The sequence below is a fragment of the Pseudomonas sp. AM8 genome (genome assembly GCF_036346475.1).
GTDB lineage: Bacteria > Pseudomonadota > Gammaproteobacteria > Pseudomonadales > Pseudomonadaceae > Aquipseudomonas > Aquipseudomonas marginalis.
Genome location: NZ_JAOTNX010000008.1, coordinates 164,071 through 178,850, shown reverse-complemented (window position 1 = coordinate 178,850; position 14,780 = coordinate 164,071). Strand labels below are relative to the sequence as shown.

At 53.8% G+C, this 14,780-nt stretch carries 8 protein-coding genes and 3 pseudogenes; 8 read left to right on the top strand and 3 right to left on the bottom strand.

The window, feature by feature from the left end:
* Positions 1-1,201: 1,201 nt before the first annotated feature.
* The 3 genes and pseudogenes from V3W40_RS19870 to V3W40_RS19860 form a co-directional block, all read right to left on the bottom strand.
* Positions 1,202-1,906, bottom strand: coding sequence for a glycosyl hydrolase family 28 protein (locus V3W40_RS19870; RefSeq protein ID WP_442962856.1), 705 nt, complete (start codon positions 1,904-1,906; stop codon positions 1,202-1,204).
* A 364-nt stretch (positions 1,907-2,270) separates the two neighbouring features.
* Positions 2,271-2,819, bottom strand: coding sequence for a polysaccharide lyase family protein (locus V3W40_RS19865; RefSeq protein ID WP_442962861.1), 549 nt, complete (start codon positions 2,817-2,819; stop codon positions 2,271-2,273).
* Between the two features lie 449 nt (positions 2,820-3,268).
* Positions 3,269-3,524 (bottom strand): annotated as a pseudogene (locus V3W40_RS19860) (transposase); the annotation flags it as partial.
* Positions 3,525-3,808: 284 nt separating this feature from the next.
* On the opposite strand from V3W40_RS19860, the gene V3W40_RS19855 reads away from it, so the two are divergent.
* The 8 genes and pseudogenes from V3W40_RS19855 to V3W40_RS19825 all read left to right on the top strand — a co-directional run bounded on the left by V3W40_RS19855 (position 3,809) and on the right by V3W40_RS19825 (position 14,780).
* Complete coding sequence (locus V3W40_RS19855) at positions 3,809-5,161, top strand: OprD family porin (RefSeq protein WP_330215539.1); 1,353 nt, start codon at positions 3,809-3,811, stop codon at positions 5,159-5,161.
* Between the two features lie 184 nt (positions 5,162-5,345).
* Positions 5,346-6,413 (top strand): annotated as a pseudogene (locus tag V3W40_RS34820) (methyl-accepting chemotaxis protein); the annotation flags it as partial.
* A complete protein-coding gene (locus tag V3W40_RS34815) occupies positions 6,405-7,268 on the top strand; it encodes a methyl-accepting chemotaxis protein (RefSeq protein ID WP_442962859.1) in 864 nt (287 codons plus the stop codon). The pseudogene V3W40_RS34820 and the gene V3W40_RS34815, both read left to right, overlap by 9 nt.
* 341 nt (positions 7,269-7,609) lie before the next feature.
* A pseudogene (locus V3W40_RS19845) lies at positions 7,610-8,514 on the top strand (beta-ketoacyl synthase N-terminal-like domain-containing protein); the annotation flags it as partial.
* A gap of 428 nt (positions 8,515-8,942) precedes the next feature.
* Complete coding sequence (locus V3W40_RS19840) at positions 8,943-11,930, top strand: xanthine dehydrogenase family protein molybdopterin-binding subunit (RefSeq protein WP_330215537.1); 2,988 nt, start codon at positions 8,943-8,945, stop codon at positions 11,928-11,930.
* A complete protein-coding gene (locus tag V3W40_RS19835; RefSeq protein ID WP_330208363.1) occupies positions 11,927-12,733 on the top strand; it encodes an FAD binding domain-containing protein in 807 nt (268 codons plus the stop codon). Before V3W40_RS19840 ends, V3W40_RS19835 begins: the two co-directional genes overlap by 4 nt.
* 2 nt (positions 12,734-12,735) lie before the next feature.
* The gene (locus tag V3W40_RS19830) at positions 12,736-13,242 is read left to right on the top strand and encodes a (2Fe-2S)-binding protein (protein WP_330208362.1); all 507 of its coding nucleotides are present in this window, start codon (positions 12,736-12,738) and stop codon (positions 13,240-13,242) included.
* A complete protein-coding gene (locus tag V3W40_RS19825) occupies positions 13,242-14,780 on the top strand; it encodes an AMP-binding protein (RefSeq protein ID WP_330208361.1) in 1,539 nt (512 codons plus the stop codon). Before V3W40_RS19830 ends, V3W40_RS19825 begins: the two co-directional genes overlap by 1 nt.

Here is a 14,780-nt window from a genome sequence, read left to right as displayed (position 1 = left end):
TGGATAATCTTAGTCCGTCGCAGCGGATTCTCCTTTGAGACGTGGACAACGGATCCGTCCGACGAGTCTACGAAGGATAGACCGCGCCTAATATCCGAAAACTACGTCACCAGCGACTTTTTTTGTCCACTTCTGGAAGACGTCATTGAACTGCGAACTGAAATAACCTTCATACCGATCTCGGAGCGCTTAGGAAGGCTGCGAGTGTTCTTTGTCCTTGTCGCCGTATGAACAACATCTCTCAAGGATGTGCTGACGCAGCGGATTTACGAAATTGGACAGCTAACGAACCATGAATGGATGCCTGGATGATCTATGCGTAGCAGATTCCCCATTCGCTGACGTGAATTTTCAAAACCTCGCGCCTGTTCAGGATAGCTTCAATAACGGGGTTATATTGATGCAGTATTAAAGTCTGCGCTATATGGATGAACTTGCATTGAGCCAGAGGCAACGGCGAACCTTGGCGCGAAGGACGAGCCTGCTACTGATGGCGATACTCTCCTACAGCGAAGTAAGCGTCCAAACGTCCGGTTGCGCTGATTCTTTAAGATGATGGGTTGGTGGTTCCTCCGGTTGTTCTCGCAGACCGCTCTGCCCTTAGCGTACGGGCCTCTCCAGGGGGAACCAGTTGACGTTCAACTTTTTTCCCGTGGTTATAACCTCTGACGAATCGTCTCAATTCAAAATGCCCCCCCAAGGCGCTTGAGTCTAAGAAAATCCCGCTAACGAAATGAGTGTCTTGAACTACCCCAACAATCCGAGCGGTGCGCGCTGGTTTGAATCCACCCCGTCGTCGATTCGACGCCCCACCCGCAGCACTCTGAGTATTCATGTGTGCGGGTTTGCAAATCACGATATCAGCGCCTCATCAACTGAAGAGACGGGACCTCTCAATAACTTTGAACGGATCTCATGCTCCGGCCTTCATTAACTTGCCCTCCGTGCTTTGCTAAGTTGAGCCACCACTATCGGCAATCAGATAGGCGCGTCAGATAGTACTGTCTTAAAGCTTATAAAAGCATGGCTGCAATCAATGGCGACCCCTGCTGGGGGTGTACCCGCCAGAACGTTGTCACGCTGGCTGTTTGCTTCGACCAGCGGGTAAAAGCTGAGGGGACCGCCATTGAATTGAACCTGCACGTGCGTAGGTGATACCGGGCTACCGTGCCGGCTCCCCGCAAAGGTGGGCGTGCCGTCATCAAGTACTACGTTGTCCAGGCTGAGTTCGATCGGCAAGCCGGAATAACAGACCCACGTCAGAGTACCGGCCCCGAAAGTCACGCTGCCCAGGGGAGTGGATGTACTTGAAGACGAGGTGAGTGTAATGAGGCAGTTTCGTCCCGATATCGGTACCGTAATACGAGTCCAGCAAAATCGGCCCCCGCATCCTGCGCATGCAAATGTTTCGGTAGCTGACGTGATTAACCAGTCTGCCTCGGTTGGAGCCTGACTTAATATGCAGGTCTTTGCTGTTGGCACTATCGAAACCGTCCATGACTAGATCATCTACCAGCAAGTCGCTCACCCCTGCGTCGGTTTCGCTGCCAATCGACATACCTTGACCATAGTAGAAATGGTTGTGCGCAAACATCAGGTCGTGACTGGATTGCTTGGACCTCGACGATTTAATGGCCACTTGATCTTCACCTGTGCTGATATAGGAGTAGGCGAGCAGTACGTTGGACGCGGGACTGGGGTCAAAGCCATCAGTATTTTTGACCGTCTGCGGATTGAAGCAAGTGGCAGGTGTCAATTTGTCCGGAGTTCTGTTGTCGGGGACGATGTGAAAGTTGGGTGAGTTCTCTAACGCCACACCATAAAGGGTGAAGTCGGTACCTGCATTGATGTGCAGCAAGCGCGGCGTCTGCCAGTGGGACGCTGAGGAATCCCTTGTTTTCGCCATCCCCGGCGACCAGCTTCACGGCACTTCCAGAAGGGCAATTGTCAAGCGCGGCCTGGATGCGCTTCTGATCCGGATTCGATTGGCTAGGATTGCTGTCCAGGCTATCTATGGAGCCTTTGACTGGCGCAAGGTTGGCCACCAGCGTCATGCACAAACGTGTCGGCAAGCTGGGCTCAGATACCACACCCCAACGGGTATTGATAGGCGGGCTCGGCAAGCTGGGTGCCGCCGACACGATTTCCGGCAACACAAGCAGTAGCCCATATACCCCGCATGGTAAAGGCCATGAACGTCGCGGACTTCTGCATTCGTGGGTGAATGGCATCGCTATATCTCCAAGATGGTTACTTTCAAGCGTTGTCTTCTATCGCTCAATCCATTGAACACAGTCGTACACAAAACCTGGGGTTAAAAAACCGTCGCCTGCCTTTCCGGAAGCAGCGCTGATGTCCAATGAGTTCAAACCTGCATGAGGTGTGGTGCGTGGAATGACGTATTCGAACAGCACGTTATTGCCTCGGTAGATCCCGGGTGTGATGCCCCGGCTGTCAGGCTGGTTCGAGGGCGGTGGCGTGACGCTTCCCAACCCTGGTTGACCTTGATCTACGGGCGTCCGCCGACCTGGGCAAATGTCACGTAGAGACGCAATCGATAATCGCGTACCTCGTTTGGGCCGAGTGAAAAATTGATCCGGGTCGGGGACTTGACGGCTCGCCGCTTTACGGCGGGAGAGTCGCTCAGCGGGCTGCTCCCCACGTATAGAGCAGCGATTCAGCTCGTTCTGATAGAGCGTGGTCTGATAGTGCCCGGGGCGTGCACCCTCAACCTGGGCGTTACAGTTGGCGTCTGCGCGGGCCCAGTATTGAGCGGCGGCATTGCTCAATCCCGCCAACGTCGGCGGGCCCCTGGCGATGCCGGATAGATGAGCCGATACCGAACCCCGCCCAGCGCTGCCGATGAACCCTTTAGCCCCAAGGATTGATTCACGAAACTCAGGTCGCCAAGGGCCGCGGCAGGCGCTGCGCCTTCAGGGCCCGTGCAGTTCACGGCATTGCTGCACCACATCACACCACATTTATTGGCGCAGAGCTTTTATGCCCTGCGGTGCGATGCTGCGGTGGGCATGGACGGCATGTCGTGGCGAGACTATGAGGAAGGTCTTCTCCACCGTGTGACCGAGTTGCACGGAAGGCTTCACAACGGGGCCTTCAGGGCAACGCCTTCGCGACGGGTCTACACTCCCAAAGCCGATGGCAGGCAACGCTCGCTGGGTATTGCTTCTTTGGAGGACAAGATCGTACAGCAGGCGGTTGTTACCGTTCTGAATGCGATCTATGAGGAAGACTTTCTTGGATTTACGTATGGGCGTGATTTCGTAGAGCGCTTCTTCCATCGCAGGGTCGCTGTAACCGAACCAGTTCTGCATGAGATGAACCCGCAGCATCGCCATCAAAGGATAGGCCGGACGACCACCTTCGCCCTTCGAGTAATGAGTGTCGATCAGGGCAATCAAATACTGCTAGGGCACGACCCGATCCATCTCGATCAGGAACAATTCCTTGCGGGTCTGCTTGCGTTTACCGGCGTACTCAGCATCGGCGAAGGTCATTTGCTTCATTGAAAAGCTCGGCGATTGGTGGGGAGAATTTTGCCAAATCAGGAAGCCTTTTTCAGGATTTCCCTAATAGTCAGCCGAACTTTCTGAATTTCCGAGCTGGCCATTCAGATTTTGCTGTGCGATATGCAAAAACGCGAAGATGTCCGAGTTTTTGCCTTAGCGTCTGATTTTGCATGAAGTTATTTGCGTATATCCGGGCGGGTATAGTAACTATGCTCCCGACACTGGTCACCCTTCGACCCGTCCGGATAAATATAAAAAAAGAGCCGCATAGGAGCATCGTAGTGAATAAGTCCAATTTTGCCATAGCTATAGGCTTAGGCGTATTAGTGCAAAATGCAGGCGCCGCAGGTTTTCTTGAAGACAGTACAGCCAGTTTGAAGTTGCGTAATTTTTATATCAATAACGATAATCGAGACTCCGCCACCGCGGCGCAAAAAGCTGCAGGTCAGAACTATCAAGCGGAGTGGGGCCAAGCATTTCGAATTGACTTCACGTCTGGGTACACGCAGGGCCCGGTGGGCTTTGGGATCGACGCCGTCGGGCTACTCGGTATTAAACTGGACTCCAGTGCAGATAAGCATGGCAACCCTACGGGCAATGCATACTCAGGGAACATATTCCCCAGTGACGGTAACAAAGCGGTGGACGATTTTTCAAGCTTGGGGTTAACCGCCAAGGCCAAATTTTCCAAGACCGAACTGAAACTGGGTACTTTGATGCCTCAAACTCCAGTTCTAGTTTCCAACGACGGGCGTTTGCTTCCACAGACGTGGCAGGGCGAACAAATTACCACGTCGGATATCAAAGATCTGACGCTGATAGGCGGCCAGATTGAGCAGGTTAAAAGCCGCAACTCTAGCAATAATGAGAATTTATCTATTGCTGGTGCCAATGGTGGAGCCAATAACGCCATTTCCGGGAAGACCAGTAATAAATTTATCTATTTTGGTGGCGATTATAAACTAAGCAAGGATCTTGTTGCACAATACTACTACGGCAATCTGGAGGATTTTTATAAGCAGAACTTCTTGGGATTGACACATAACTGGGCAGTTGGCCCAGGGGTACTTAAAAGCGATTTCCGATATTTCAACAGTAAGGATGACGGTGCCAACGGGCACGACCCTCTGTATTACACCACAGGGTATTACGGCGGCAATGTGACAAAAGGCAAAGTTGATAACAACCTCTATAGTGGGCTGTTCCTTTACACGGTAGGGGGGCATACCTTCGGCGGCGGCTATCAGTCCAGTAATGGAAATAGTGATTTTCCTTGGCTGAACCAAGGGGATGGCTCTTCCGCTTACATCATAACCGACATGCAGATTCAGAAATTCGGCCGCGCCGGTGAGAAGACTTGGCAAGCTCGATACTCATACGATTTTGCTGCAGTAGGCATTTCTGGGGCAACTGCTGGGTTGGTTTACGTGAAAGGAGATGGAATAGACACACCCAGCACCAGTAACGCCAGCGAGTGGGAGAGGGACTTAACGCTGTCCTACGTAGTGCAGTCTGGCGCGCTGAAAGGTTTGGGCATGATGTGGAAAAACGGTATGTGGCGTAACAACATCCCCAATGCTAGGCAGCAAGATGAAAACCGCCTAATTCTGAGCTACACCTTACCTCTTTTTTAAATCTTGAATGCGAATGCCGGCTGTTTTGGAAATTAAGTCCCTCGCTTGTTGACGAACGCCGGCATACGCGTCGAAAGGCGACCCTGAGAAGGGTGAGTAAATTGTCACTTGAGCAACCGTCGTTAGATGTAACAGTGCAAAAACACTGTTAATCCATCAGCTAACTAAATCGTGAGATAAGAGAATGAACAGCTGGTTTGCGAACATCAGCGTGACAAGGAAGTTAGGCCTGGGGTTTGGGCTGGTTTTGGCCCTTGCGTTTTCGGTCGCTTTCGTGGGGTGGATCAGCCTAGACAGGCTTATCGCTCGCAGTAACCTCATGACCAGCATCGCCACGTTGAGCGACCAACTAGGAAATTTGCGTGTGGCCCGTCTGCAATATTTACTGGCAAATGGTGATGAGGCAGCCGACCAAGCCATGTTCGATGCGCTGGATAGGTACAAAATACAGCAACAGGCTCTTCAAGCGATTCTTCAAAGTCCAGATGAGTCCAGACTGCTCAATCAAATGATCGATACCAGTGTGCGCTACGAAGGGGCGCTGAAAAAGTTGCGCGACGGTTATCATAGTGCCAACCGCATCCGCTCAAGTTTTGATGCCCAGGCTACCAACGCCATCTCGTCAATTGATGAACTTGCTGAAACTCTGTTGCTGGCGGGCGGAGGGGGCGAGGTCAGTCTGGACCGTTATCGTGGTCTGATGAACGTACGGCGGGGCGTAGCGTTAGCTCAATATGCGATTTTTAGATACGCCGCGAATGCCAATGCGGAAAACCGACAAGGCGCGTTGACTCAGTTGGGTAACGCAATCGCGAGTGCCAAAACGCTGGAGCCATTACTAGGGGACGCCCAGGCCACATTGTTGAAAAGGCTGGAAGCAATCATGCTGGAGTACGAGCTACAGCTCGACGCATTCATTGCTGCCAACAAAAGTATCGAGTCGATTACTCAAGATCTACGTGAGCTTGGAGTTACGTTTTTTGCTGTGAATGAGGAAATGTACAAACTCCAAACTTCTGTACGAGATCGTGAAAGCACTCATTCGAGGATCGTTCAGATATCGGTCGCATTGCTTGCATTGATCCTGGGTGCCTTGGCGGCAATTCTGATCACCCGCCAGATCACTCGCCCCCTTAAGGAAACCGTCGCGGTGATCAACCGAATTTCGTCGGGCGACCTGACCTATTTCGATCCTTCAGTGCGAGGTGACGAGTTGGGCCAATTGCAGGATGGGATCCAACAGATGGGGACGACCCTGCGCGACCTGATACGAGGAATATCCCAGGGCGTAACCCATATTGCTGGCGCTGCAGACGCGCTTTCGGCCGTCACCCAACAGAGCAGGGCAGTGGTAAGTGGTCAGAAGATTGAGACTGATCAAGTTGCAACCGCAATGCATGAGATGTCGGCCACCGTTCAAGAAGTCGCCCGCAACGCTGAGCATGCATCCACGTCAGCCCTTAGGGCCGATGGTCAAGCCCGGGAGGGGGATCGTTTAGTCGCAGAGGTCATTCTTCAGATCGAGCGCTTGGCCATAGGTGTTGTTAGCTCAAGCGAAGCCATGATTGGTCTTGAGCTGGAGAGCGACAAAATTGGCAAGGTAACGGATGTGATCAAGACAGTCGCTGAGCAAACGAACCTGCTGGCACTCAATGCCGCTATTGAAGCTGCGCGCGCTGGCGAAGCAGGCAGGGGATTTGCGGTGGTGGCTGATGAGGTTCGAGGGCTTGCCCAGCGCACTCAACAATCAACCGAGGAGATTGAAGCTCTGGTTTCCGGATTGCGAGATAAAACGCAACGGGTATCCAGTTTGATGCTTGCAAGCAGAAACCTGACCGACAGTAGCGTAGCGCTGACACGTAGAGCAGGGGAGTCATTGGGGAGTATTACGCGAAGCGTTTCGGGTATCCAGGCAATGAACCAGCAAATAGCAGCCGCAGCGGAAGAGCAGAGCGTGGTAGCTGATGAAATCAGTCGAAGCATTGTGAAGGTGCGTGATGCATCAGAACAAACAGCGGCCGCCAGTGATGAGACAGCGATTTCCAGTATGCAACTTGCTCAGTTGGGGAATCAGTTGCAGATTTTGGTCAGCCGATTCCAAATCTAGAATATGACCGACAATCGAACTGCACCACCTGTTTAACAGGCTAAAGCCGCCCAACTATCACAGCAACAGATATCTAAGCGCTCCAGGATAGATACTCATAGCAATGGCTCCCAGCCGCCGCTCTGATAATATACGTACCTGAGCGCGTTCACATCGGCTGCGCGCGATTTTGGATCAGATGCATTCAGGTGCGATATACATGCGTATGCAACTACTAGACTGGTGTTTGATGATAGTAATAGCATGCTGATATCGTTTCTTAGGCTCCTAATGACTATGTGACCTCTTCACCACGACGGAGGCTGCTGGAATCCTACGACCGGATATTGGAGAGCGGACCCATAGCTGACGCCGTTCGTACCACAGACAGCAAGGGGGCCCAAACGTCTTTCCCCATTTACTATTCCTTCCCTTAGGCAACTTGACGCCGGCTACGTGTCGATCCAGCACGGCCTGCGATGCAATATCGTAGCACCCGTTACGGCGTGCGCTGCAAGTGTTCAGGCGGTTGGTGACGCCGCTCGGCTAATCCGTGATGGCGAGGCAGAAATCGCGATGTGTGGTGGTGCAGAGGTTGTAATCGATCGGGTCAGCATTGGTGGGTTTGCCGCTGGGCGGGCGATGTCGGGAGGATCAACGATACCCCCAAACTAGCATGGCTTCCCTTTGACCGGGAGCGTGATGGGCTTGTGATGGGTGAGAGGGGGCTGCAATGTTGGTTATCGAGTCCCTGGATCACGCTGTGGCGCGGGGTGCCGACATCCTAGGAGGTCTAGTGGAATACGGCACCAGCGCTGACGCTTACCACCTCATTGCTAGCCCAGAAGATGGAAAGACGGTCGGCGTGCGATACAAAAAGCGATTGCGCATGCAGGCATCAAACCCTGAGCAGACACAACATCTCAATGCTCACGCTGCTTCACACCGATGGGTGACAAAAGGGGATCTGGCGGCGGTCAAGGCTGTGTTCGGAGAAAATTCGACGATCGCTGTGGCCTCGACAAAATCTGCAACTGGTCATTTGCTAGGGGGCTGCTGGTAGGTTGGAGGCAATATTTATCATTCTTGCGCTACGCGAGCAGATCGTGCCAGCCACGTTGAACTTTGCTAATCCGAACGAAGCAGTAGGAGACTTGCGCATCGTCACGTGGAACCGCAGGCGATGAACATTGAATACGCGCTCTCAAATGGCTTTGGTTTTGATGGAGTACATGCCGGCGTCTTGTTCAAGCGTTGGGGAAATTAAGCATGGGGATTGCGACGATACGGCCCATGACGTAGCGAGCGGTTCGTTGCTGAGGGTGTCGAACGGGTAGCACCATTCCCCGATAAGGCCCAAGTGGCAGGATGCCGGATCTTCCCGTTCTCAGCCCTTCGCAATCAGCGTATCTTCTTAAATCAGCCGTTATTCACGCTCCCTCTTTGCACCTTTAACCTGCTATCTGCACGTCAAATACCTCTCCGCCCGGCCAAGCGCCGGACAGCGCGCAGCACCGAGTGTTGCGGATCATTGCCCTCAGCAGCGTCCCAATCAGACTCTAAGGCAAATTTCCATACTCCGATGCGAAACTGCATGCGGACAGGCAATGCGCATTCAATCCACTGCTCTCACACTCAATTCCAAAGCACAGCGCCAATCAACCGGACGCGCCGCATAAAACAAGAGTCGTGGAAATGAACAGTCAAAGTCCTTCTGCCGACGGAATCCACGTCGGCGCACGCCAGTCGCGTATTGAAGACGCTGCACTTCTCAGAGGCCTTGGGCGTTATGCAGATGACAGCGCCATCCCTCCCGGAACATTGCATGCCGCGATCATTCGCTCTCCCCACGCCCATGCTCGCATAACAGGAATAGACTTCACCAAAGCGTTGTCGATGAAAGGTGTTCACGGCGTTCTCGTAGGTGATGACGTCAAGCGCTGGGCTCAGCCTTTTGCCGTTGGTGTGAGACAGCCAATGGAGCACTGGTGCCTCGCCGTCGATAAAGTGCGTTATGTGGGAGAGCCGGTTGCAGTGGTCGTCGCAGACAACCGGTATTTGGCTGAGGATGCGATAGAAGGTGTCATTGTCAAGTACGAGCAGCTCGCTGCGGTTGTCGATCCTGAAGCTGCGATCGAAGAGGGCGCGCCGATTCTTCACGAGGCGGTCGGAAGTAACTTAGTCAATGAGCGTCACTTTCGCTACGGCGAGCCAGAGCAGGCATTTGAAAATGCGGCTCACAAGATCTCTTTGAAAATTCAGTTCCCTCGTAGCTCATGTACGCCAATCGAATGTTATGTGGTTCTGGCGCAGTTCGAACGCACGTCCGGCGTTTACGATGTGATGGCCAACTTCCAAGGCCCGTATGCATTGCACACGGTAATGGCTCGGGCGTTAAACGTTTCAAGCAACCAACTGAGACTGCGTACACCCAAAGATTCAGGTGGCAGCTTTGGGATCAAGCAAGGCGTATTCCCTTACGTCGTCATGATGGGGTTGGCAGCTCGAAAAGTCGGCGCACCTGTGAAGTGGGTCGAAGATCGACTGGAGCATCTGCAAGGAGCTTCATCAGCCACCAACCGCGTTAGCGAAATTGAAGCCGCTGTCGATGGCAACGGTGTAGTTACAGCGCTTCGCTACGATCAGATAGACGATTGCGGAGGCTATCTACGCGCGCCGGAACCTGCAACCTTCTACCGTATGCACGGCAATCTTACCGGTGCCTATGCTATTCGTAACCTGCAGGTACGTAACCGTGTAGTGCTGACGAACAAGACGCCCAGCGGCCTGAACCGCGGATTTGGCGGCCCTCAAGTCTATTTCGCCCTTGAGCGGCTGATGCAGCATATCGCTGCACAGTTGAACCTCGATCCTCTGGACGTTATCCGTCGCAACCTGGTTCCAGTAGACGCATTCCCCTACCGCGCAGCCGCTGGTGCGTTGCTGGACTCCGGTAATTATCAAGGTGGAGTGCAGCTGGCGATCACAGATGGTGGCCTTTCGGAGCTCCTTGATCGGCGAGCGAAAGCCCGGTCTGAGGGCAGGCTGTATGGTATCGGCTACGCGGCCGTGGTCGAGCCATCTATTTCCAACATGGGCTACATCACTGCTGCGATGACTCCGGAAGAGCGTCGCAAAGCCGGCCCAAAAAACGGGGCCGTAAGCACCGCCACCGTCTCTGTCGGGCCGTTGGGTGATGTCACCGTACACATCTCTTCCACTCCCGCTGGTCAAGGGCATCAAACCGCAGCAGCTCAGGTAGTGGCTGACGTACTGGGTGTGCCTTTTGATTCCATCATCGTTAATGTCGAGCTGGATACACAGAAGGATTCTTGGTCGATCGCTTCGGGTAACTATTCAAGCCGCTTTGCCGGTGCGGTCGCAGGGGTTGTACATCAAGCTGCCGTGAAAATACGTGACCGGTTAGCTCGCATTGCCGCCAAGCAACTGAGCGCAGAGGTGAAAGATATCCGCTTCGCTGACAGCAAGGTCTTTGTAGTAGACGGGTCGGCAGCGCCTTTCCACCGTATTGCGGGCACGGCTCACTGGTCGCCTGCGCTGCTACCTGAGGGTGAACCTGGAGGAATGCGTGAAACTGCATTCTGGACACCGCCCCAGCTGACCGCTCCGGATGATTCAGATCTGGTAAACACCTCACTGTGTTACGGCTTTGTTTTTGACATCTGTGCGGTTGAAATCGACAGAGTCACTGGACAGATCCATATCGATCGTTACGTCACCAGCCATGACGCAGGCCGCATGCTCAATCCAGCCCTTGTAGACGGGCAGATACGGGGTGGTTTCACCCAAGGGCTCGGTGCAGCACTCATGGAGGAATTCGCTTACGGAAATGATGGGAGTTTCCTGTCGGGTACGTTTGCCGATTATCTCGTTCCCACTGCTCCGGAAGTGATCGAACCACTCATTTTGCATATGGAAACTCCTTCCCCCTTTACGCCACTGGGCGCTAAAGGGGTCGGGGAGGGCAATAACATGAGCACGCCGGTATGCATCGCCAATGCGGTAGCGGACGCGTTGGGCCGGTCTGATATCCGGCTGCCATTGACGCCCTCCAAGGTACGTACCCTCATTGGCATTCAAGAGCCAGCGCGTCCTGTGGGGATGGAAGAAGACGAGGAGCCTGCTGGAAAAGCAGGAGGATCTGCGCTAAGAGCCAACGACTCTGTGGAAATTCCTGCATCGCCGCAGGTGGTGTTTGACACGCTTCTGGATCCAGAGACGTTAAAAGTCATCATCCCAGGTTGTCATGATTTGGAGCTGGAAGGGGAGAATCGATATGTCGCTGATGTCACGGTTGGCGTCGGGATGATTCGTGCGCGATTTGCCGCTAAGGTCGCTCTGAGCGACCTCAAAGCACCTCATTCTCTCAAACTGTCCGGTTCTGGAAGCAGCTCCATGGGCTCGGCGTCCGGTCACGCCAACATCACCTTCGTCGCATTGGAAAATGGTCACACCCGGATGGAATATCGCTATCAGGTATCCATCAGCGGCAAAGTCGCGGCGGTCGGAGGGCGCATGCTTCAAAGCGCCTCCAAGGTCATCATCGGCCAGATTTTCACGAGGCTATCTCAACGCGTGAGCGGCCAGAAAGTCAGCGTCGGCGCGTGGTCACGGTTGAAATCGATAATTGCCAAAGCGTTTGGCAAAGGGGGCGAGCAATGAAACCGCCGGTCTTTGATTATGTTCGCGCCACCACCCGCAAGGAAGTTCTGGCACTCCTCGCTGAATACGGCAACGACGCCCGGATTCTGGCAGGCGGTCAATCGCTGATGTCGGTATTGAACATGCGCCTGGCCCAGCCCAAGTTGCTGATCGATATCAATGAAGTCGCGGATCTCAATTACATCGATGTTCGTAAAGGTAGCCTAACTGTAGGAGCAGCAGTGCGCCAGGCGCAGTTGTTGTCAAGGCCGACCCTTTCTGAAGAAGTTCCTCTTCTGGCGCTGGCGATGCCTTGGATCGGTCATTTTCAGACACGCAACCGTGGCACGGTTTGCGGGTCTGTTGCCCATGCAGATCCAAGTGCAGAGTTGCCGCTGTGCCTTGTCACGTTGGGTGGAGAAGTCGTTCTTGAGTCCAAAAAGGGCTCAAGGATAGTTAAAGCTTCGGATTTTTTCCAAGGCATCCTCAGTACCGCCAAACAGCCCGCTGAATTGGTTGCCGAAGTCCGATTTCCATTGAAACGCGATGGTGTCACTTACCGCTTCCAGGAGATCGCGATGCGTCATGGCGATTTCGCCATCGTGGCGCTTGCTGCTGCGATTCACCGCGAGCATGCGGATCTGGGAATCGGTGGTGTCAGTGATCGACCTCAGCGCCGTCGACTCACCCTGGGCCAAACGTTGAACGACGAATTGAACGTGGTCGCCTGGTCTCTTGGCGCCCAGGACGATACACATGCGAGTGCCGCCTATCGACGTCAGTTGGTACGCGAGCTTGGGCAGCGTCTGGTGGAAGGAGTATGACCATGCGGGTCAATGCGGATCAGCGTCAAATCGTCACCTTGCAGCTCAACGGCCGGACGCGTGAGGCCTCGACAGAAGCCCGTACCCAGCTCAGCGATTTTCTGCGACATGATTTGGGCATGACAGGTGTACATGTCGGATGCGAACACGGTGTCTGCGGCGCGTGCACTATCTTGGTAGACGGTGTGGCGACACGCTCTTGTCTCATGCTAGCGGTTCAAAGTCATGAGCATCGTATCGATACCGTAGAGTCGCTGGCTCAGGACGATGTGCTCAATGATCTTCAGCAGGCATTTAAGCGCCACCATGCGCTCCAGTGCGGTTTTTGCACACCGGGCATTTTGATGTCGAGCGTCCATTTTCTAGAACAAGTTCCAAACCCTGATGAAGCACAGGTTCGCGACATGCTTTCCGGGCACTTGTGCCGGTGCACAGGTTACACCGGTATTGTCCAGGCGGTACTTGAAGTCGCTTTACAACGCCAAACGAACATGGAGGCAAAACAATAATGTTCGATCTAGGACGCACCTTCCTCGCAGCTGTAGAGCGCCGTCCACATGCGGTTGCAATCAGCGAAGGCTCTCTCAGCAAAACCTACGAAAGCTGGTACGACGATATTCAGCGTGTGGCCCACGGACTTGAAAATCTGGGCATCAAACGGGGCGATCGAGTATTGGTCCCCATGCAGAACCGCTGGCAAATGGCAACAATCCATTGGGCTTGCCAGTTCTCAGGAATCGTAACAGTTCCGTTGAACTGGCGTTCTACCTGCCAGGAGCTGAGCCACTTCATCACGGACGCTGATGTCAAAGCAATCGCCTACGATGACTCTATGGCTCTGGCGGTTGCCGGTTGCCCAGAAGCGAAAGATATCCCTCGAATCGGGTGCGACCTGTTGGCGACGCCATTCGATATAACTTTCGACTCCCTGATGGCGCAGTCTCCACGCGCTCCTATTTTGCGAGCGACAGCGGAAGATTTTTCCCTCCTGCTCTACACGTCCGGAACCACGAGCAAGCCTAAGGGGGTGCCCCGCAGGCACCGTGCCGAGCGCGCTGCTGCGATAGCGCACGTTGCACAAAATCTGTACCAGCATGATGAGTGTACGTTGGGCGTAATGCCTCTATACCACACTATGGGCGTACGCTCGCTGTTGGCAATGGCTCTGGTCGACGGTCATTTCGCCTGCGTGCCGCGTTTCGATGTTGAAGCCACACTGCAGGCTATTGAACAGCAGAAGGTAACCAATCTCTATCTGGTTCCAACGCTATACCACATGCTCATTGAGCACCCGGCGTTCATCAAAGAAAGAGTGCGCAGCGTCAAGAAGATAGGCTTCGCAGGTGCGCCGATGAGTGATGGACTGATGAAGCGCGTGGAGGCTTCATTTGAGCCGGAGCTATTCGTTAATCACTACGGTTGCTCTGAGATTTACACCTTGGCTATCCATCAGCATGCGTATCACAAACCAGGCTCTTCTGGCCGGGGGGCGCTGAACCAACGCATTCGTATTGTCCCTATTGATGCCCCTGATGCCAGCGTCCAAGTGCGGCAGGGTGAGGAGGGGCAGATCGTTGCCGATTTGCAAGGCGAAGAGGCGTTTGAGGGATACCTAAATCGTCCCGATGCGGATGCGAAAGCCTTGCGTGACGGCTGGTATTTCACTGGCGACACTGGATACCTGGACGCTGATGGCGACCTGTTTGTCACCGGAAGAGTTGACGATCTGATCATTACCGGTGGTGAGAACGTAAGTCCGGTTGAAATTGAGAGTTTGCTCTCGTTGCACCCGGCTGTAGAGGAGGTGGTCGTCGTAGGCCTGCCCGATGAGCAATGGGGCAATACCATTGCAGCGTTTATCAAATTACGCGCTCAGATTTCCGAGGCCGAGCTCGATGCTCACTGTGTGGCATCAGGCCTTGCCAAATTCAAGCGTCCACGCCAGTACCAATTCATTGATCTGATCCCCAAGTCGCCAGTTGGCAAGGTGTTGCGCCGCACGCTCATTGAAGAGCATCTGGCTAAAGCCTTGAAAACCGCGTGTTAA

Bases quoted from the DNA above. Each gene is read 5' to 3' on its own strand.
- V3W40_RS19825 (WP_330208361.1), top strand. From the start codon at position 13,242: ATGTTCGATCTAGGACGCACCTTCCTCGCAGCTGTAGAGCGCCGTCCA.
- V3W40_RS19870 (WP_442962856.1), bottom strand. From the start codon at position 1,906: ATGGCGAAAACAAGGGATTCCTCAGCGTCCCACTGGCAGACGCCGCGC.
- V3W40_RS19830 (WP_330208362.1), top strand. From the start codon at position 12,736: ATGCGGGTCAATGCGGATCAGCGTCAAATCGTCACCTTGCAGCTCAAC.
- V3W40_RS19835 (WP_330208363.1), top strand. From the start codon at position 11,927: ATGAAACCGCCGGTCTTTGATTATGTTCGCGCCACCACCCGCAAGGAA.
- V3W40_RS34815 (WP_442962859.1), top strand. From the start codon at position 6,405: ATGGGGACGACCCTGCGCGACCTGATACGAGGAATATCCCAGGGCGTA.
- V3W40_RS19840 (WP_330215537.1), top strand. From the start codon at position 8,943: ATGAACAGTCAAAGTCCTTCTGCCGACGGAATCCACGTCGGCGCACGC.